The organism is Gordonia sp. JH63 (genome assembly GCF_009856645.1).
GTDB classification, from domain to species: domain Bacteria; phylum Actinomycetota; class Actinomycetes; order Mycobacteriales; family Mycobacteriaceae; genus Gordonia; species Gordonia hongkongensis.
Map to the genome: position 1 here is coordinate 297,948 of NZ_CP047235.1, position 19,163 is coordinate 317,110.

The following is a 19,163-nucleotide window of genomic DNA, read 5'->3' on the forward strand; positions in this document are numbered from 1 at the left end:
TTCGCGTTGCGATTCGAGCCGCCTTCCGGGACAAATCGCAACGTGATCTCAGCGGATTGTCACACGATCGCGGCGAGCAGCCGATCCAGTGCGCGGTGGGCGCGTTCGCGTGCGGTGTCGTCGGCGGGATGCCGGGCGAGCCAGAGGGCGGCCTCGTTCATCGCACCCGACAACAGCATCGTCATCACGTCGACCAACTCGCCGTCGACGCCGACCGCCACGAGGGCCTCGCGCAGATGGGTCGCCGACCCGGCCTCGTCGAGTCGGCGCCACTCGTCCCAGCCGACCACCGCAGGTCCGTCGATCAGCAGGATGCGCACGGCGGCTCCACTGGTGATCGCGTCCACGAACGCGTGCGACCCGGCACTCAACTGACTCGCCGGGTCGGTGCCGGCGGCTTCGGCCGCCGCGACGACCGCATCGGCGACCTGCTGGTGGCAGGCCGCGGCCACCGCCGCGAACAGCGCGCCCTTGTTGCGAAAGTGGTGATAGACGGCGCCGCGGGTGACGCCCGCGGCTTCGGCGACATCGTCGAGGGACACGTCGGCGAATCCACGATCGGCGAACTGACGGGTGGCGGCGGCGAGGACGGCACGGGCCGTTTCGGCTGCGGCCGCGGCGGAGGCTCTCGGCACGGAAGGTTCCTTTACGTACGCTGCGTATGTATAGTCGGTTATACAAACACATCGTACGTAAAGGAGTTCCACATGAACGTCACCAGCGTCTACCCGGTTCTCATGTCCACGGACGTGGCCGCGGCCTCAGGCTTCTACCAGCGGGTTCTCGGCTTTGAGGTCACCTTCTCCGCGGACTGGTACGTCAGCATGCGCACCGGCGTGTTCGAGCTGGGGCTCGTGGATGCGACTCATCCGACGATCCCCGAGGGCCACCGCCGACCCGCCGCCGGACTGCTGGTCAACATCGAGGTCGACGACGTCGACGTGCTCTACCGGCGTCTCACGGACGAACACGGACTCCGTCCGGTACTCGAGTTGCGCGACGAGGACTTCGGTCAGCGGCATTTCATCGTCGAAGGTCCCGACGGCGTACTCCTCGACTGCATCCAGCCGATCCCCGCGGCCGACGAGTTCGCCGACGCCTACGTCGCCGACGCGTCGACGAACTGATCGCGATCGTCATCGTCCCGCACGACCGCCCGGCGGTGGCTACTGTTCGACCATGCTGATCGGGATCCTCGCGGCGGTGTTCGCGGCGCTGGCGTACGGCACCGCGTCGGTGTTGCAGGCGCGCGGCGCGCAGAGTGTCGAGGACACCGGCGCGCCGGGGGAGGCGCCGTCGCTGCGGTCGACGATCACCGCGATGCTGACGGTGTCGTTCCTCGCGGGCACGGCGCTCGACGGGATCGGATTCCTGGGCAACATGGTCGCCGCCCGCATGATCCCACTGTTCCTGGCGCAACCGATCGTCAGTGCGAACCTCGTAGTGACCGTCGTGCTCGCCACGCTGTTCCTGCACGCGCGGTTGTCGGTCCGCGACTGGACGGCGATCGCGGTCGTCGTCGTATCGCTGGTCGTGCTGGGCTTCTCGGCCGGCGACGAGGGTCACGAGCACGAATGGTGGCTGCACTGGGCGGTGCTCGTCGTGGGAGCAGCGATCCTGGGACTCGGCGCCGCGATCCTGCCGCGGATGCAGAGTCGTGTCGCGGTACTGGCGGGCCTCTCCGCCGGCGTGCTGTTCGGGGTCCTCGCGGTCGCGGTGCGCATCCTCGACGGCCTCGACCCCTTCGATCTCGGTGAACTGCTCACCGACCCGGCGCTCTACGCGATCATCCTGTGTGGCCCGGGTGGCTTCTACATGTTCACCGTCGCCCTGCAGAAGGGGTCGGTCAGCGCGGCGTCGGCCGCTCTGGTCGTCGGCGAGACGGTCGTCCCCGGTGTCATCGGCATCCTGGTGCTCGGCGACACCACGCGTGCCGGTTGGGGCGCCGTCGCCGTGATCGCCTTCGTCGCTGCCGTGGCCGGCGCGGTGGTGGTGGCGATGTCGCCGGTGGTCGAGGCGGTCGAGCGGGCCGGTGAGAACCCGGTGCCGGACGCCACCCCTGGCTGACGCCCCTGGTGTGACCTTCGGTGTGACATCCGGGCGCGGTCTCGTGCCGAGTCGGAACCGAACGGCACAGCAGACGCCGCATATCGGGCAGGATGACGATCCATGCGGCTTCTCTCCCGCGGCCTCGGAACGCTGACCGCGATCCTCGGGCTGACGACGACCCTGTCCCTCCTCGCGCCCACGGTGTCGGCGGCGCCCGTTCCGGTACCCGCGGCAGCGCCGGCGCAGTTGCCGTCGCAGGACCCGTTCTACGAATTGCCCGCGGGTTACGAATCGAGTTCACCGGGTGCCGCGCTACGCACGCGGCAGGTCGAGTTGGGTTGGCGCGGAACCAGTATTCCGATCTCGGCCACCCAGATCCTCTACCGGACGACGAACCAGTTCGGCAGGCCGACGGCGACGGTCACCACGGTCATCTCGCCGCCGGGCGCTGCCGCCGGGACGCCGCGCCGCGTCGTCTCCTACCACTCGTTCTACGACGCACTCGGCTCGCAGTGCGACCCGTCGTACACGCTGCGCGGCGGCAACGCGAGCGAGGCGCCGATCGACATCACGCTCATCTCCGGTCTGCTCGCCGCCGGTTACACCGTTGCCGCCCCCGACTACGAGGGCCGCGGGCTGCGCTGGACGATGGCGCGCGAATCGGGGTACGCCGCGCTCGACGGCGTGCGTGCCGCACTCGGTCACCTGCGGGCGCCGGCCCGGACACCGATCGGACTGTTCGGCTACTCCGGCGGATCGATCCCCACCGGTTTCGGTGCAGAGCTGGCGCCGCGCTACGCGCCGGAGCTGAACATCGTCGGGGCCGCCGCGGGTGGCGTGCTGGTGAACCCGGCCAACAATCTGGGCTATGTCAACGGCAGCGAGAACTGGGCCGGCGTGATCCCGGCTCTGATGGCGGTGTACGCCGAGACCTATGGCATCGACATGCGGTCCTACCTCTCCCCGAAGGGCAAGCGGGTCCTCGGACAGGTCGCGGGGGAGTGCATCGAGGCGTTCGCCGACAAGTACCCGGGTCTGACCGATCACCAGCTCCTCGTGCCGACGGTCGGCGGCCTGCTGGACGTTCCCGGTGTACGACAGGCGATCTCGCAGAATGTGATGGGGACGCTCGGCACCCCGCGCAGCCCCATGATGCTCGGGGTCGGCAACGTCGACGGCACCGGTGACGGTGTGATGATCGCGGCCGATGTCGCGCGCCTCGCCGGCTCGTTCTGCAACCGCGGGGTGCCGACGACATTCACCGAGTACCGCGGCTCGAACCACACCCGGGCGTTCATCCCGTGGAGCGCCGAGGCGCTCGGCTTCCTCAACAGTCGCTTCTCCGGGCAGCCGGCCGGCGGGTGCGGCCGGTGACAGCGACCGGCGCGGCATCACGGCGGCGTACGGAAAATCTGTGAGCAGGTGGACGACCCGCGCCGAGCGTGACGGGGACGCCGACGCGATCCGCGACGTGGTGCTCGCGGCGTTCCCGACCCCCGACGAGGCGCGGATCGTCGATGAGCTGCGGGCCGACAGCGACGCCTGGATCGACGGGCTCTCCATCGTCACGACCGACGCCGACGGCACGATCGTCGGGTACGCGTTGTATTCGCGGTGCCGCGTCGACGCGGCACCGGCGCTCACGCTCGGACCCTGCGCCGTGTTGCCGTCGTGTCAACGGTCCGGGGCGGGCTCCGCGGCCATCGTCGCGGGTCTCGACGTTGCCCGCGCACACGGCGAGAACTTGGTGGTCGTGCTCGGCCACGCCGAGTATTACCCGAAGTTCGGTTTCGTCCCCGCGTCCCGATTCGGAATCCGCGCACCGTTCGACGTCCCGGACGAGGCGATGATGGCGCTGCGTCTCGACGATGCGCGCCCGGTGCCGAGCGGGACGATCGCCTACCCGGCTGCGTTCGGGGTCTGAGAACGACTTCGCGCCCCGGGAGACCCGGGGCGCGAAGGGTGGCCGACCTCGTCCTGCCGAGGGGAGGCGGTTCAGTCGGCGTCGGCGGACGGGCTGGCGTTGGTGCCCCCGTCCGAGACCTCGAAGTTCTTCCACTCGCCGTCGTCGTGCACCTGCATGACGGTGCCGAGGCTGTCGTCCGGTGCGGCGACGGTCTTGAACCAGTCGTATGCGCCGGTGGCGTCGTCGAACTCTTTCTCTTCGACGACGTTCTCGCTCGAATCGATGACGCGGTACTTGGCCATGATGTTCTCCTCACGGTCGTTGTGTGCGACTCGCGGTCCGACGTCGTGTCCGGCCGTGAGCCCTGTTCCTCATCGTAGAAATCTGTCCGCGCCCGGGACCCCCTTGCCGAGGTCGTCGAGCTCGGATCGTGTCGCGCGCAACGGGTCGGTAACGGGTCGCGAGCGAACGTGCCGGAGGGCTACCCACAATCGCGTCGGAGTAATCGGCCGGCGTCGAATCGCGGCCCACGGACGACGAATGACTCCGGACGCGGTTGGGTACACCCCGACGGTCCGAAGGCGTCGTCACGTCGTAGGGAGGGAATCGTGGCCGATCGCATCGACGACCTCTGGGGTGGACGCACCCCGTACGCGCCGGGTGAGCAATGGCCCGTGCGGGTCGATCAGCATCTGGGCGACGGGATCAGTCCTGACGAGGTGCAACGCTGGGTTCGCTCGGCGTCGGTCCTGCATTCCAACGGCGATGCCCTCGACATCGCGGTGGTCGACGACCGGATCGTCGGCGTCCGCGGCCGGGCCGATGACCGTGTCAACCGCGGTCGCGTCGACGTCAAGGATCTCTACGGATGGCAGGCCAGTTCGTCTCGGGACCGACTGACCCGCCCGCTCGTGCGGCAGCACGGTCGGCTGGTTAGAGGCGACGTGGGACGACGCCATGGGACGCATCGTCGAACGGTCCCGGTCCCTGCTCGACGAACACGGACCCGCGGCAATCGGCTTCTACACGTCCGGACAGCTCTTCTTGGAGGAGTACTACACGCTCGGGGTCATCGCCCACGGAGCCATCGGCACCGACCACGTGGACGGCAACACCCGGTTGTGCACCGCGACGGCCGCAGAAGCGCTGAAGGCCTCGTTCGCCAGCGACGGTCAGCCCGGCACCTACACCGATTTCGACCATGCCGACACCATCGCGCTGTTCGGTCACAACATCGCCGAGACCCAGAGCGTCACATGGATGCGCATCCTCGACCGACTCGCGGGTCCACACCCGCCGGCCATCGTCTGCGTCGATCCGCGGACGACGCCGGTGGCCCGGCATGCCACCGTCCACCTGGCACCGCTGCCCGGCACGAACGTCGCGCTGATGAACGGGCTGCTGCACGAGATCATCGCCAACGACTGGGTCGACCACGACTACATCGACGCGCACACAGTCGGTTTCGACGACCTGCGTCGGATGGTCGACGACTATCCACCGGAACGTGTCGCCGAGATCTGCGATGTCCCGGCCGACGATCTCCGTCACGCCGCACGTCTGTTGGGCAGCGCCGAACGACTGGTGTCGACGGTGTTGCAGGGCTTCTACCAATCGCACCAGGCGACCGCCGCGGCGGTTCAGGTCAACAACATCCACCTCATCCGGGGGATGCTCGGGCGGCCCGGTTGCGGTCTGCTGCAGATGAACGGCCAGCCCACCGCCGAGAACACCAGGGAGTGCGGGGCCGACGGCGATCTCGCGGGGTTCCGCAACTGGGAGAACGACGCGCACGTGCGCGAACTGGCCGACCTGTGGAACATCGAGAAAGACCGGCTCCCGCATGAAAACCCGCCCACCCACGCGATGGAGATCTTCCGCCTCGCCGAAGAGGGGACGATACGGATGCTGTGGATCAGTGCCACGAATCCCGCCGTGTCGCTGCCGGAGCTGGGGCGAATCCGGGCGATCCTCGAACGGGACGATGTGTTCGTCGTGGCGCAGGACATGTTCCCGAATGAGACGACCGCACTCGCCGATGTCGTACTCCCGGCCGCCGGATGGGGTGAGAAGACGGGCACGTTCACCAACGCCGACCGCACTGTGCACCTGTCGGAGAAGGCGGTCGATCCACCCGGCGAGGCCAGAGCCGACCTCGACATCTTCCTCGACTACGCCCGTCGCATGGATTTCCGCGACCGGGATGGGAAGCCGTTGCCCCCGTGGACGGATGCCGAATCCGCTTTCGACGCCTGGCGGGCGTGCAGCGCAGGCCGGCCGTGCGACTACAGCGGGATGACGTACGAGCTACTGCGGACTCGCGGTGGCGTGCAGTGGCCGTGCACCGCGGACGCTCCCGGCGGTACCGAGCGTCTCTACGCCGACGGTCGGTTCTACAGCGCGGCGGACTACTGCGAGTCGTACGGCAAGGATCTGCTCACCGGCGAGCCGCTACAACCCGATGAGTACCGCGACCTCAACCCGGCGGCGCGGGCGCTGGTCAAGGCGGCGCCACACCTGCCACCTCCCGAGAGTCCCAGTGCCGACCACCCTTTCGCGCTGATCACGGGACGAACGGTCTACCACTTCCACACCCGCACCAAGACGGGCCGCGCTCCCGAACTCGACGGGGCGGCGCCGGAGGTGTGGGTGGAGGTCAACGCACTGGATGCCGCGCGCAGCGGTGTGCACGACGGCGACCTCGTCGAGATCGCCAGCCCGCGCGGCGCGATCCGCGCAACGGTGCGGATCGCCGCCATCCGTCGCGGCGTGCTGTTCGTGCCCTTCCACTACGGGTACTGGGACGCTGACGACGACATCGGGCACCATCGCGCGGCCAACGAGCTGACCATCACCGACTGGGACTCGGCGTCGAAGCAGCCGATCTTCAAGATGGGTGCCGCGGCGATGACGCTCGTGACTGCGAAGTGCGGGATTCGTACCGAAATCCGGTACGAATCCCGCACTCCGCGATCCGGCTACGAGTCGAGCTTCGACGCGCGGAGTTCATGCCCCTTCGACGTCAGACAGCGTCCCGTGGGCAGATCCCACTGCCATCCGTGCAGATTGCAGGTCAGCTTCTCGCCGTCGATGACCCCGAACTTGCCGAGATCGGCCTTGAGGTGCGGGCAGCGCCGCTGGATCTCCCAGCCGTCCTTGGTGATCGACGCCGAGTCGTCGTGTGCTTCGGCGAACCAGCCGTCGGCGTAGGCGATCCGTTCGTCGGTCAGGCACTTGAAGAAGGTGTAGAGGAACTCGTTGTAACCGCCGATGCGCCAGGTGGTGAACCGCGTCGACAGGAAGATGGTGTTGACCCAGTCGGGCTCGTTGTCGCGCAGGACGGTCCGGACCAGCTCGGTGGCGATCCGGAAACCGTAGCGGTACTTGCCCTCTCCTTCCTTGGGCTCGCGCACGATGCGGTTCGGGAAGTCGATCACGACGGTCTCGGTGGCGTCGTTGGCCGGGCCGCCGCCGGGGGTCATCACCAGTCCGACGGGGTAGCCGATGCCGTCGCAGATCAGATCCGACTGCGCCATGATCGGCTCGAACAACTCGCGGAGCGCGCCGATCAGCGGCTCGCCCTCGGCCGTTGCCCACGTGGCCTTCTCCGCGGCGATGACCGGTGCGAACTTCTCCTTCATCCGCTCGAGGTAGGCCCGCTTGTTCTCGCCGAAGACATCGGCGGGCGCGTAGGGATGGGTCACCTCGTTCAGCGTCGGTCCCGAGAAGTCGGCGACCGAACCCGACACCATCATCAGGCCGCGGTGCTTCTCGCCGTCGTCGGTGCCGTGGATGCGCATCTGCTCCAGGAAGGTCTCCTGGTCCGGGAAGATCGACGTGGTGTCCGCGGTCTCGCCGGACCCGAAGTCGTTGAGGTAGAACAGGTCCTCGTCGAGGAACATCGGCGGTCCGGCCGACGGCACCACCCACGTCGCCCCGACCTGCTCGATATAGGAACGCGCACGGTCCATTCCGCGCTGACGTTTCTGAGAGGCGAAGTTGGCCTTGGACTTCCGCGGGATGTCGTAGACCATCGGGTACCAGATCGCGCCGGAGTACTGCAGCAGATGGACGTCGACGTGCCCGAACGCATCGTCGACGACGTCCAGGTCGATCGGCCGGGCGTCGTTCATGTTGAAGCACACCGTCTCGCCGTCGGAGACGATGAGTCCACTGTCGCCGATCGGGCCGTCGGCGGGCGCCCGCAACGCGATGATCATGACGTCCAACGAACCCTTGTCGTTCGTCACCGTCGTCTTGACCGAGTCGGTGGTTTCCACGAACTTGGAGAATCCGAGCTTCTCGAGTTCGCGGCGCAGGTCCGGCACCGGGTAGTCGGGGAGCAGGACGGTGGCGTCCTTGTTCACGTTCTCGCGCAGGTTCCGCTCGTCGAAGTGATCGCGGTGCAGATGCGAGACGTAGAGGTAATCGCAGTCGCCGAGCGCCTTCCAGTCGAGTCCGGAGTTGTCCGGGAAGGGCACCCAGGAGGCGAAGTACGTCGGGTTGACCCAGGGGTCGCAGAGGATCGATCCGGCGGTGGTCTGGATGTGGAAACCGGCATGACCGATGCTGGTGATCTGCACGAAGGGGCCTTTCATGGTGTGCGCGGGGCTGCGCGGCAGGGCACTACAGACGTCCAGGGTATCGAGCCGTGCCGGGCTGGTGCGTGGGCCATGAGTCCCGCGGGATGCTCACCGTGAGGAGTCTCACGGGTCCCGTCGCGATGAACGGCCGGTCACGGGACCAGGCTGCCGACGGCGGCGAGAGCTCCGGGGACAGTGGCTAAGCTCTCTCGCATGGAACCCGTGTACGACACCGTGATCACCGCCGCCCGCCTGTTGTGGCTGGCCGAAGGTCTGAAGTTCAAGGTGTCGGGTGTGGAACACGTACCGGCCGACGGCGCCGGCGTCGTCGCGATCAACCACACCGGCTACCTGGACTTCACCTACGCGGGTATCCCGGCCTACCTGCAGGGCCGTCGCAAGGTCCGCTTCATGGCGAAGAAGGAGGTCTTCGACAACAAGATCTCCGGGCCGATCATGCGTTCGCTCAAGCACATTCCCGTCGACCGCGCGCAAGGTGCGGACAGCTACCGCAACGCGGTCGAGTACCTCAAGCGCGGCGAGCTCGTCGGGGTCTACCCCGAGGCGACGATCAGCCGGAGCTTCGAGCTGAAGGCCTTCAAGTCCGGTGCCGCCCGCATGGCGATCGAATCCGGCGCGCCGATCGTCCCCACGGTGATCTGGGGTGCGCAGCGCGTGTGGACCAAGGGGCACCCCAAACAGCTGGGGCGCACCGGGTACAAGATCTCCATCGGCGTCTGCGAGCCCCTCGAGGCCACGGGCAGCGCCGACGCCCTCACGGCCAAGCTGCACGAGGTCATGAGTGCGAAACTCCTCGAACTGCAGGATGCCTACGGCGAACACCCGAAGGGTGAGTTCTGGGTCCCCGCCCGGCTCGGCGGTTCGGCGCCGACACTCGAGGAGGCCAACCGGATGGACGCCCAGGAGCAGGCCGAACGTGCCGCCAAACGCGAGCCGCGGAAGGACGACCCCGGGGTCGTCTGATCGACTGCCGGCCGGTGAGGCGGCGTTAACCTGGACCCATGAGCGCAGCCAGGCACGGACACCGCGAGCCGGTGTATCGCACCTTGGAGCTCATCGCCAACGGGATCGTCCGGGCGCAGGCTCTCGACCTGCACTTCACCGGCATCGAGAACATCCCCGACTCCGGCGGCGCCGTGCTGTGCGTCAACCACACCGGCTACGTCGACTTCCTGCCGCTCGCGCTCGGGGTGCAGCGGGCCGGACGCCGGACCCGTTTTCTCATCAAGTCCGAGGTCATGGACATCGGGATCATGCGGTTCCTGGTCAACCACACCAAGACCGTCCCGGTGGACCGGTCGCGCGGCGCCGAGGCGTATCGAGCCGCGCTCGGTCGGCTGCGGGACGGCCACATCGTCGCGGTCTATCCGGAGGCGACGATCAGCCGCAGCTTCGAGCTCAAGGAGTTCAAGAGCGGTGCGGCCCGGATGGCCGCCGAGACCGGGGTGCCCATCATCCCGGCGATCGTGTGGGGTGCCCACCGCCAGTGGACGAAGGGCGGACTGCGGAACATCGGCCGGAGCCGGCTGCCGGTGCATGTCCGGTTCGGTCTGCCGTTCACCCCAGCTCCGGGCGAGTCCCCCGAGCGTGAGACCCTGAGGCTCCGCGACACCATGAACTCGATGCTCCTCGAGGTCCAGGACGCCTACGGTCCGCACCCGCCAGGTGAGTTCTGGGTTCCGTCGCGACTGGGCGGTTCGGCACCGACACCTCAGGAAGCCGCGCTGATCGAAGCCGACGAGGCGCTCCGCAAAGCCGAGGCGCGGGCGAGACGAGCCGCCGAGAGATCACGGTCGAGAGAAAGCAGACGCTGATGACATTCGGTCCACCCACACTCATCGCCAGCGACGTGGACGGAACCCTCATCGACGACGAGAACCGGGTCTCCCCGCGCACGCTGGCCGTGCTCGCCGCCGCCCGCGCCGCCGGTACGGAATTCGTGCTGGCCACCGGTCGACCCCCGCGCTGGATCGCCGAGATCACCGACCAGTTCGCCGGCACCGACGCGTACGTCCGGTATGCGGTGTGCGCCAACGGCGCCATCATCTACGACGCCGAGCACGACCGCGTGCTGTGGTCGGCCAATCTCGAACCCGACGCCCTGGTCAAACTCGGCGAGATCGCCTACCAGCAGATCCCGGGATGCGGCATCGCGGCCGAGCGGGCGGGCCGTTCCGCACACGACGCCGCGACCGCGCCGTTCGTCGCGAGCGCCGGCTACGAACACGCATGGCTCAACCCCGACCACGTCGAGGTCGGTGACGACGAGGTGTTCGGTGATCCGGCCGTGAAACTCCTCGTCCGCAAGCCGGGTATGGCCTCCGACGAGATGGCTCGTCGTCTGGAGCCGATGGTCGGCGACCTCGCCCAGGTGACCTTCTCCACCGACAACGGACTCATCGAGCTGTCCGTACCGGGCACACACAAGGCGTCGGGACTCGCCCGACTCGCCGAGCTCACCGGGCTCCCCGTCGATGCGGTGATCGCGTTCGGCGACATGCCCAACGACGCCGAGATGCTCACCTGGGCGGGCCACGGGGTCGCGATGGGACACGGTCATCCGACCGCCCTCGACGCCGCCGATGAAGTCACCGTGGGCAACAACGACGACGGCGTCGCGAAGGTGCTCGAGCGCTGGTTCGCCGGAACCTGATCCGTCCCCGCGAATCGCGGGGCCCGGCTCAGGCCGCCGGCGGTACCGGGGCGGGAGCACCCGGTTCGACCGGCGGCGCCGGGGCACCGGGTGCGGCCGGCGGAGGTGCCGGGGCTGCGGGATCGGCGGGCGGCGTCGGTTCGGGTGCCGGCGGGGCGCCGCCGGCGAGCGCCCGGATCGCGGTGAGCGCCGCGTAGCCGTGGACTCCCGGACAGCTGGTGCTGTTGTAGTCGCGGTGCCCGGAGATGACCGGCAGGTTCGACTGCGTGCCCGCCGCGAACTTGGTGCCCGCGAACCCCTCTGAGGTCAGCGTCGCCGTGCCCGCCGGGTTGAGTCCGGCCTTGCCGAGGCGCCAGCGCAGGAACTTGCCGGTCGCCGACACCATCGCCGCGGTCGGCGGCACCTCCTCGAGGTTGCCGATCATCGACACCCCGAGGGTCTCCTTGTTGAACCCGCCGGTGTGCGTGCCCTCGACATTGCGGTCGAGTCCGCCGAACGCGCCCTCGAAGATCTGGCCGTACTTGTCGATGAGCACGTTGTACCCGATGTCGCACCAGTTCAGGCTGCGTGCGTGATAGGCGTAGATGCCCCGGACGATCTCCGCGGACTGCTGCGGGGTGTAGTCGTTGCTGCCGGCCGTGTGGTGCACGATCGCACCGCGCATCTGCGGCGAGTACACCGGCTGCGAACAGCGAATGGACTCGTCGGCGCCCCATGCCTGGCGGGCCACGACCTGCGGTCCGCCGGTCAGCGGCGACAGCAACGACGAACCCAGGCCGAGCAGGCTCTCGGGGCTGATGAGCGTCGCCTTCAGCGCATTGAGGGCAACCGTGGCCAACTCCGTCACCACCGTGCTCGCGGTGCCGACGGCCAGCTGGGCGAGATCGCCGCCCTGGGTTTCCGCCGCCGGGATCGCGAGGCCGTCCTTGCTCGCGGCGACCTGCACCTCACGTGCGTCGCCCACCCAGACCGGTTCGGTACCGACCGGGTTCTTCGCGCTGGGCGCCTGTCCGCGGGAGATCTGCTCGAGGACCGTCCACGGTCCCCACTTGCCGTCGGGGTTCTTCGCACGCAATTTGAGATCGACGTCCACGGGGCGCTCCCAGGTGAACGCCACCATCTTGATCGGCGCCTCGCGCACGATGTGCGTGACCGCCGCCCCGACCTCGCGGCCGTCGGCCATCGTGGGTCTCGCCGGGGTCGTGCTGCTCGGGTTCGATCGTGTCGGGGTCCCCGGTGCCCGGTCACCTCGAGGCGTCGGTTGTTCCCGCGTCGTCGACGGCGCTGCCCGCTCGCTACTGCTGGGCGCCTCGGTCGTCGGGGTGGCGGAGGGTTCGGTTGTCTCCGAGCCGGTTTCCGACGGTGACGATGCTGTCGGGGGGGATTCCGACGGCGACGGTTCTGCCGATGACGACGACTCCCTCGACGGTGATCCCGACGGGGCAGAGGGATCGGTGCTCGACGATCCACCGGTCCCCGGGACGAGACCCTTCGGCAGCGGGACCGTCAGATCCGGCAGCGGGAACGCGTGCGGATCGATCGGCGGCAGTTCGACCCCCGCCGCGGCGAGGCCGGACGTCGCCACGTCGACGATGGCGGCGGGCAGTTCCCGTAACGGGACCTGCTCGATCTCGGTGTTGGAGACCGTCTGCTTGTTGTCCACCAACTGTGGTTCGGACTGGCTCGCGATCACCACGAACGGGCTCGCGACGACCGCGGCGGCGATCGCGGCGAGCGCGATCGAAGGTTTCGGTCTGGGGTAACGCACTCAGGTCTCCTCGCAGGTTGGTCGGACCGCGGCGCTGGTGCTCCGGGGGTGTGGTCGGGTCCGGTCAGCCGTCGACATCAGCGCAGCCGACGGCGTCGAAGCCACCAGGACTTCGAAGTCGTCGACCGTGCTCGGTACGGCGGCCATCGTCGCCGTCAGGCATCGACGACGGCGGCGACACACGCCGCGCATCGGTAACTCGTGATGTTCTTGTTATCTGTGTGACGGATGTGGCTGGTGTGCTGACGCCGGACGATGGGGTGGCCACGAATCCGGGGACCTGACCCCCGCGCCAGGGTCACGGCGGCCCGGACAACTCGTGATCCGGTTGTGATCCCCTCGGGTTGGAGATCGGCATCTGAGTTCACTAGGGTCACTTAAGTCCCAATCGTCACATCAGTCACACGCGTTACGGGCGGTGCAGAAGACCGCCGCCCGCGGCTGATGTCGTCGCGACCGAAGGATGTGTTCTGCAGTGACCAAAGCCCGACCTACACGGCTTCTGCCGCGATGGACGGCGAGCGGTGCGCGGCCCGGACGGGCCCGCAACCGCGCGTTGACCTGGGCCGCGGCGGGGCTGGCGCCCGCACTGCTGGCCGGTGGACTCGCTGTCGCGAGCTCATCGGAATCGGCCGATCAGGTCGAGCTCTCGGTCGGGTCGACGGTGACGCTGATCGGGCACGGTCATGGCCACGGCCGCGGAATGGGGCAATGGGGAGCGTACGGCTACGCCCGCAAGGGCTGGACGGCACAGCAGATCCTGCGCCACTACTACGGTGGCACCACCGCGGGGAAGGTGGACAGGCCCGAGATCCTGGTGGCCCTCACGGGTCAGGGCTCGGTGAATGTGCACGCGGACGCCGGCATGCGAGTCGGTGGTCAGACGGTGGCTCCCGGGCAGGCGGTCAGCCTGTCCGGGGGCACGGCCACCATCCGCAGCGGGTGCGGCGGCGGTGTGGTGCGGTCGGTGCCGGCCACCTTCGTCGAACCCCTCAGCATGGCGCCCAACCGCCCGGCCGGTGAATTCCTCAAGTTCTGCGGATCGAACAAGGCCTACCGCGGGGCCATGGGCCTCGAAGGCGGGCGCGTGGTGAACCGCATCCACATCGACGACTACGTCAAGGGCGTCATCCCGCGCGAGAGCCTGCCCGCCTGGGGCGACTCCGGCGGCGCGGCGGCGCTGCAGGCGCAGGCCGTGGCGGCCCGCACCTACGCACTTGCGGCGATCGCGGGTGGCAAGAAGATCGACGACACCCAGAATTCGCAGGTCTACGGCGGTGTCTCGGGCGAGGACCGCCGGACCAACGCGGCCGCCGACGCCACCGCCGGCCAGATCCTGTTGCAGAACGGTCAACCGGCCTTCACCGAGTTCTCCGCGTCGACCGGCGGCTACACGGCCGGCGGACGTTTCCCGGCCGTCGTCGACGAGGGCGACACGGTCTCGCCCAACCACAACTGGACCGCCACCGTCAGCGCGGGCAGCATCGGATCGGCGTTCGGAGTCGGTGCGCTGCGGAGCTTCGAGGTGATCGAGGCCAACGGCCTGGGCGCCGAACACGGACGCGCGATCAAGGTGCGCGCGGTCGGCTCCGGCGGGACCGCGGAGGTGAGTGGCGAGGAAGCTCGAACCAAGCTGCAGCTGAAGTCGTCGTGGTTCGCGGTCCAGGGTCAGCCCTCGCCGCCGCGGATCGTCAAACCGCCCACCGGCCCGGCGTCGCCCGGCGGCGGGGGTATCGATTTCGGCAGCCTCAACCAGCTCGCCGAACAGATCCTGCCGGGATCGTCGAAGTTCCTCGACATGGCGACGTCGGCGATGAACGGACGTTTCTCTGACCTGGGCGGGATCACCGGACCGCTGGGCCAGGCGCTCGGTGTGCCGACCCTGACCCCCGACGCCGCGGGCGTCACCCAGCTCTTCGAGAAGGGGATGATGTTCTTCACCCCGGGCACCGGACCGCGGGTCCTCGTCGGCAAGGGGCTCGAGCGCTACCAGGATCGCGGCGGCATCCCCGCGCTGGGATTCCCGAAACGCGACGCGTTCCGCTGATCGGTCAGGGCTCCGGCCCGGCCTCCACGATCTGGACGGCGACATCGACGAGCTTGGTGTTGGTGTCCTGTGACAGGCGCGCGAGCAGTGCGAACGCCTCGCCCGCGTCGAGCTTGTAGCGCTCCATGATCATGCCCTTCGCCTGGCCGATGATGTCCCGCGAGCCGAGCGCGGCGCGCAGCTGCTGCTTCTCCTGGATGGCCCCGAAGGCGGTGGCGGCGTGCGCGGCGAACAGCTCGCCGAGTTGACGAGCCTCGGCGGTGAACGCGGCCGGCTCGGTGCTGTGGAGATTCAGCGCGGCCGAGTCATCGCCGTCGATGTAGAGGTAGAAGCAGGCCATCGACCGGATACCGAGATCGGCTGCCGCAGCCGCGAAGTTCGGCCAGCGCGTCTCGGTCCGCATGTCGTCGATCCAGACGGTGAGATCGGAGACCGCGGCCCGGATGCACGGGCCCTCGCCCAGTTCTCGCTGCAGAGTGTCGGACTGGCCGCCGAGGTCGCCGACCATCACCGGCGTCTCGATGGTGCCGTTCGCGACGAGGGTCACGGTCGCGTACTCGGCTCCCGGAATGGCGTCGACCGCGAATTTGGTCATCGAACGCAGCGCTGCTTCGGTGTCGTCGCTCTCGCGGCGCATCTCGCCGGCGATGCGCGTCATCTGAGCCCCGAAGTCCGCCAAGTCGGTCACTCCTGCCTCCTCGTGAGACGTTGTCCAGAGCGCCTCGACTGGACCGACAGCAAAGCGCAGGCTTCGAACTCCCCCGGGTGTTCAAAGAGATCATTATGCCGTACCGTGCGTGTCCGCGACGGTGACGAGTCCTTCTCGTTGCGCGACCGACCCGATGGGTGACGAAGTCATCACGTCGACGCAGAAGTCCGTGTCCGAGTACGACGCTGACGGGTGCAACGCCGACGACCGCAGGGCCGCGTGCACCTCGTCACCGGTTCGCGGGTACTCCTCGACCCGCCACCGCCAGTGCACCGCGAGCACCTCGCCCGTCGGGGTCAGAGATTCCGGCAACCGCGCGATCAGTTCGTCGAGATCCGCGTCGCCGAGGTAATAGAGGACCTCACTGAGGACGATCAGGTCGAACCGGCCGGACGGCCAGGCGGAGACGATGTCGCCGACGCGCACCTCGACGGAGTCGTGGCCGTCGAGTCGCTCGCGTGCGAGCTCCACCGCGCGCGGACTGACGTCCATGCAGAGCAGATGATCGGCGCGCGTGGCCAACTGCGCGCTGAGCACGCCGACCGAGCAGCCGGGCTCGAACACCGACCCGTACCGGGGAGAGCTCAAGGCCGCCAGGCTGAGGGCGTACTTTCGTTGCTCGTACCACCGCGACGTGAAGCCCCAGGGGTCGTCGCTGTCTCGGTACATGTCGTGGAAGTAGTTGTCGGCGAGCCCTTCTCGGCTCCCGGCGGTGTGGTCGTCGGCCATGTCGTCCGTCCTGATGATCGTCGGTGTCGAGTGCCGTCCCGGGCCGTCGTCGATGCCCATGTCGTGAGCGTCGTGGTTCACACGAAGACGAACTCCCGATCGCGGAGGAGGCGGTCGAGGATGTGCGGTCCGAGGACGGTCGCGTCTTCGGGGGCGGGTGACAGCGGGCGGATCTGGGTGTCGAAGGCCTGCACGGCCTCTCGCTTGGCGGCCTCGAGATCGTCGTCGAGGACGAAGGTCCGCATCCGCTCCCACGGGATGTCGGGATCGTCGGGTGTCGCCCAGTGCCACATCCAGATCGGATACATCCAGACGGGGACACCACATCGGTCGCCGACGCGTCGGGCACCCCGTCCGACGGCCTCGTGGTCGGGATGACCGTCGTGCGCCCACACCGCCAGCAGGGCCGTCGGGGTCTCCGGCTGCTCGGCGAGGGTGTGCTCGACGATGGTCTCGATCTCGTCCTCGTGGTCGGCGAGCGTGCCGTCGCCGAGCCCGCACCATCGCGTCGGTTCGATGCCCAGAACCGATGTCGCGGAGTCCACTTCGGCGCGTCGCCGAATCGCCAGCTCGGCGGGCGAGAGCGTGGGCGAACCAGGGTGCGACGCCGAGCCGTCGGACAGGCAGAGCGCGACGACCTCGATGCCACGTCGGTGGGCAGCCGCCATCAGCCCGCCGACCCCGAGTACCTCGTCGTCGGGATGAGCGGCCAGGACCACGAGCCGCCGGACGCCCGGCTCGATTTCGGGCCACGGATCCCGCGCGGCGAACCACCGCTGCCATTCCGATTCCGGAGTTCCCTCCGCCGAGGTGGGGGTGGCGCCGAAGCGGTGCGTCGAGGGGGAGCCGTCGGCGGTCATGGACCCGCCGATCCCGGTCCGGGTGGGACGCCGTCGGTCAGTGCGCCGAGTACTGCGAGGTCTCGATCGGCGTGGGACTGCCGGATGTAGACGGTGAGATCGGCGACGGCTTGCGCGTGACCGGCGTCGGCGGACAGCGGGCCGGGACCGAGCGCGCGTCCCACCCGGTCGATCACCGCGGTCGCGACCTGTTCGACCGACCAGCGCACGGCGAAGGCGAGTCGTTTCGACGGCGCGCCCGGGTCGGTGTCGATCTCGCGTGCCGCGGCCTGCAGATGCGCCCAACCGGACGCGAGATGGGCGTCGACCGCGCCGGCGTGCATCAGCAGCAGCGGGTCGTCGGAACGGGCGGCCGCGCGGTAGAGCGGCGCCGCGACCTTGCGGGCCCCGCCGAACCAGCATGCCGCGACCCCGATCCCGCCGTGCCAGAATCCCGGCCGGTCGAGGTATGCGCCCGGTTCGCCGATCGCGTCGGCGGGCACGGCGTCGAACGTGACGGTCCCGGTGTCGGAGTCCCGCATGCCCGCGTTGGCCCACCCGGAGCTGTCCGCGGACACCCCCGGGTGGCCGAGGTCGACGCCGAACAACCGGTTGCCGGTGTCGGTGCGCGCGGTGACCAGCGCGTGGGTGCACGACGACGCGCCCGAGCACCACTCCTTGGTCCCGCTCAGTTCCCAGCCGTGTGCGCCGCGTCGGGCGTCGACGCCGGTCCCGCGGGTCTGGGCCGCCCACACACCCCAGAACTCGCCCGGGGCGGTCCCGCCGTCGCAGATTTCGGCGAGGATGGCGTCGGCGTCGGCGTGCGCCTCGACGAGGCGACCCGTGCTGATGTCGTCGGAGCAGGCCCGGACGAGGGCGGCGAACCGGTCGAGGGTGCGTCCGCCGCCCGGGCGGGGGAGCGCGAAGGACGGGTCGCCGACGATCGCGCGTGCCCGTGCGGGCGTCACCCGGCGACCTCGTCGGGCCGGGCCCCGGACAGTTGCCGCAGGTAGCCCGCGAAGCCGTGCCGTGCGCGCCCGTCGCGTCGCGTCGAGGTGCGGACCGGCGCGTGCGCACCCCGTTCGATGACCGCGTCCGCGGCATGCAGGCGGTCGACGAGATCAACGTCCTCGTCGGTGTCGAGCTCACGGAACCCGCCGACGTCGGCGTAGGTCGAGGCGCGGACGCCGAGATTGGCGCCGTGGACGTGGCCGTGCCCGGGGGACGGGTCGTACTCCCGCAGGTACATCTCGCCCGTTCCCGCCGGCCACTCGTCGAAACCGTCCGGGGTGACCGTGCCCACGTACGCGTCCGCCCCCGCGTCCGCGGCGGCGACATGCTCGGCGAACCAGTCGCGCGGAACCGTCGAATCGGCATCGGTCGTCGCGAACCACGTGGTGTCCGGTTCCGACGACGACGCAACCACGGACGCGAAACCGGCTCCGCGCGCCGCGCCGACACAGCGGACATCGACCACCACGGTCGACACCTCGTCCGTGACCAGCGTCGCGGAGTCGTCGTCGCAGGCGTCGAGCACCACGATCACCTCCACGGGGATCGGCACCGCCGTGGCCGCGGCCTGCAGGGCTTCGAGGCACGCGGGCAGACGCTCGGCCTCGTTGTGGACGGGCACCACGACGACGATGCGCTCGACCGGAGCCGTTGCCTGGTGTTCCTTGGGGAGCCCCGGAGCCTGCGAGGACACCCGGTCGTCGGGCGATCGTACGAACAGCGGCGTCACTCAAACCCCGAACTGGTCACAGGAGAGGATGGGGCCCGGGGGCTACAGGCCGACGTTCGAAACAATACCCGGCTTCCGTGCCAGGCCACGTGGCTCGGAGATTACTCAGGGAGGGTCC

General features: G+C 69.0%; 17 protein-coding genes and 1 pseudogene. 9 read left to right on the forward strand and 9 right to left on the reverse strand.

The annotated features are described in order from the left end of the window. Positions 1-59: 59 nt before the first annotated feature. Positions 60-635: a TetR/AcrR family transcriptional regulator gene (locus GR168_RS01360; protein WP_159369809.1), complete on the reverse strand. Its 576-nt coding sequence runs from the start codon at positions 633-635 to the stop codon at positions 60-62. Between the two features lie 72 nt (positions 636-707). On the opposite strand from GR168_RS01360, the gene GR168_RS01365 reads away from it, so the two are divergent. From GR168_RS01365 to GR168_RS01380, 4 genes are all read left to right on the forward strand, one after another. Continuing rightward, the gene (locus tag GR168_RS01365; RefSeq protein ID WP_159369810.1) at positions 708-1,127 is read left to right on the forward strand and encodes a VOC family protein; all 420 of its coding nucleotides are present in this window, start codon (positions 708-710) and stop codon (positions 1,125-1,127) included. A 52-nt stretch (positions 1,128-1,179) separates the two neighbouring features. Further along, entirely contained in the window at positions 1,180-2,067 is an 888-nt protein-coding gene (locus GR168_RS01370; protein ID WP_159369811.1) for a DMT family transporter, read from the forward strand. 102 nt (positions 2,068-2,169) lie between these two features. Further along, a complete protein-coding gene (locus GR168_RS01375) occupies positions 2,170-3,423 on the forward strand; it encodes a lipase family protein (RefSeq protein ID WP_068972426.1) in 1,254 nt (417 codons plus the stop codon). A gap of 40 nt (positions 3,424-3,463) precedes the next feature. Then, complete coding sequence (locus GR168_RS01380; RefSeq protein ID WP_159369812.1) at positions 3,464-3,973, forward strand: N-acetyltransferase; 510 nt, start codon at positions 3,464-3,466, stop codon at positions 3,971-3,973. A gap of 71 nt (positions 3,974-4,044) precedes the next feature. On the opposite strand, the gene GR168_RS01385 is transcribed toward GR168_RS01380, so the two are convergent. Next, positions 4,045-4,257, reverse strand: coding sequence for a hypothetical protein (locus GR168_RS01385; protein WP_058250921.1), 213 nt, complete (start codon positions 4,255-4,257; stop codon positions 4,045-4,047). A 303-nt stretch (positions 4,258-4,560) separates the two neighbouring features. Between GR168_RS01385 and GR168_RS01390 the strand changes: the two are divergent. Beyond that, positions 4,561-6,871: pseudogene (locus GR168_RS01390) on the forward strand (nitrate reductase); the annotation flags it as partial. A gap of 62 nt (positions 6,872-6,933) precedes the next feature. On the opposite strand, the gene GR168_RS01395 reads toward GR168_RS01390, so the two are convergent. Continuing rightward, entirely contained in the window at positions 6,934-8,538 is a 1,605-nt protein-coding gene (locus GR168_RS01395; RefSeq protein WP_159369813.1) for a Rieske 2Fe-2S domain-containing protein, read from the reverse strand. Between the two features lie 213 nt (positions 8,539-8,751). Between GR168_RS01395 and GR168_RS01400 the strand changes: the two genes are divergently transcribed. From GR168_RS01400 to GR168_RS01410, 3 genes are read left to right on the forward strand one after another with little or no spacing between them, the layout of a single operon-like run. Beyond that, the gene (locus GR168_RS01400; RefSeq protein WP_078111884.1) at positions 8,752-9,522 is read left to right on the forward strand and encodes a lysophospholipid acyltransferase family protein; all 771 of its coding nucleotides are present in this window, start codon (positions 8,752-8,754) and stop codon (positions 9,520-9,522) included. Positions 9,523-9,560: 38 nt separating this feature from the next. Further along, positions 9,561-10,373, forward strand: a complete 813-nt coding sequence (locus GR168_RS01405) for a lysophospholipid acyltransferase family protein (RefSeq protein ID WP_165629213.1) — start codon at positions 9,561-9,563, stop codon at positions 10,371-10,373. Then, complete coding sequence (locus GR168_RS01410) at positions 10,373-11,212, forward strand: HAD family hydrolase (protein ID WP_159369814.1); 840 nt, start codon at positions 10,373-10,375, stop codon at positions 11,210-11,212. Before GR168_RS01405 ends, GR168_RS01410 begins: the two co-directional genes overlap by 1 nt. A gap of 28 nt (positions 11,213-11,240) precedes the next feature. Here GR168_RS01410 and GR168_RS01415 read toward each other — a convergent pair whose 3' ends face one another. Beyond that, positions 11,241-12,980: an N-acetylmuramoyl-L-alanine amidase gene (locus tag GR168_RS01415; protein ID WP_159369815.1), complete on the reverse strand. Its 1,740-nt coding sequence runs from the start codon at positions 12,978-12,980 to the stop codon at positions 11,241-11,243. 463 nt (positions 12,981-13,443) lie between these two features. Between GR168_RS01415 and GR168_RS01420 the strand changes: the two genes are divergently transcribed. Next, the gene (locus GR168_RS01420) at positions 13,444-15,027 is read left to right on the forward strand and encodes a SpoIID/LytB domain-containing protein (RefSeq protein WP_238994990.1); all 1,584 of its coding nucleotides are present in this window, start codon (positions 13,444-13,446) and stop codon (positions 15,025-15,027) included. A gap of 4 nt (positions 15,028-15,031) precedes the next feature. Here the strand turns inward: GR168_RS01420 and GR168_RS01425 are convergent, their stop codons facing one another. The 5 genes from GR168_RS01425 to GR168_RS01445 all read right to left on the reverse strand — a co-directional run bounded on the left by GR168_RS01425 (position 15,032) and on the right by GR168_RS01445 (position 19,045). Next, complete coding sequence (locus tag GR168_RS01425) at positions 15,032-15,715, reverse strand: GAF and ANTAR domain-containing protein (protein ID WP_159369816.1); 684 nt, start codon at positions 15,713-15,715, stop codon at positions 15,032-15,034. A 93-nt stretch (positions 15,716-15,808) separates the two neighbouring features. Further along, positions 15,809-16,465, reverse strand: coding sequence for an SAM-dependent methyltransferase (locus tag GR168_RS01430; protein ID WP_137809896.1), 657 nt, complete (start codon positions 16,463-16,465; stop codon positions 15,809-15,811). Positions 16,466-16,542: 77 nt separating this feature from the next. Further along, on the reverse strand, positions 16,543-17,325 hold the full coding sequence (locus GR168_RS01435) for a PIG-L family deacetylase (RefSeq protein WP_137809879.1): 783 nt from the start codon (positions 17,323-17,325) through the stop codon (positions 16,543-16,545). Further along, positions 17,322-18,272, reverse strand: coding sequence for an acyl-CoA dehydrogenase family protein (locus GR168_RS01440; protein ID WP_068971465.1), 951 nt, complete (start codon positions 18,270-18,272; stop codon positions 17,322-17,324). Before GR168_RS01440 ends, GR168_RS01435 begins: the two co-directional genes overlap by 4 nt. Further along, positions 18,269-19,045, reverse strand: a complete 777-nt coding sequence (locus GR168_RS01445) for a glycosyltransferase (RefSeq protein ID WP_159369817.1) — start codon at positions 19,043-19,045, stop codon at positions 18,269-18,271. The genes GR168_RS01440 and GR168_RS01445 overlap by 4 nt, the downstream gene beginning before the upstream one ends. Positions 19,046-19,163 lie beyond the last annotated feature (118 nt).

Excerpts from the sequence above, each read along its gene's own strand:
- GR168_RS01365 (WP_159369810.1), top strand. The coding sequence starts at position 708 with ATGAACGTCACCAGCGTCTACCCGGTTCTCATGTCCACGGACGTGGCC.
- GR168_RS01370 (WP_159369811.1), top strand. The coding sequence starts at position 1,180 with ATGCTGATCGGGATCCTCGCGGCGGTGTTCGCGGCGCTGGCGTACGGC.
- GR168_RS01375 (WP_068972426.1), top strand. The coding sequence starts at position 2,170 with ATGCGGCTTCTCTCCCGCGGCCTCGGAACGCTGACCGCGATCCTCGGG.
- GR168_RS01385 (WP_058250921.1), bottom strand. The coding sequence starts at position 4,257 with ATGGCCAAGTACCGCGTCATCGATTCGAGCGAGAACGTCGTCGAAGAG.
- GR168_RS01400 (WP_078111884.1), top strand. The coding sequence starts at position 8,752 with ATGGAACCCGTGTACGACACCGTGATCACCGCCGCCCGCCTGTTGTGG.
- GR168_RS01405 (WP_165629213.1), top strand. The coding sequence starts at position 9,561 with ATGAGCGCAGCCAGGCACGGACACCGCGAGCCGGTGTATCGCACCTTG.
- GR168_RS01410 (WP_159369814.1), top strand. The coding sequence starts at position 10,373 with ATGACATTCGGTCCACCCACACTCATCGCCAGCGACGTGGACGGAACC.
- GR168_RS01420 (WP_238994990.1), top strand. The coding sequence starts at position 13,444 with ATGTGTTCTGCAGTGACCAAAGCCCGACCTACACGGCTTCTGCCGCGA.
- GR168_RS01430 (WP_137809896.1), bottom strand. The coding sequence starts at position 16,465 with ATGGCCGACGACCACACCGCCGGGAGCCGAGAAGGGCTCGCCGACAAC.
- GR168_RS01435 (WP_137809879.1), bottom strand. The coding sequence starts at position 17,325 with ATGACCGCCGACGGCTCCCCCTCGACGCACCGCTTCGGCGCCACCCCC.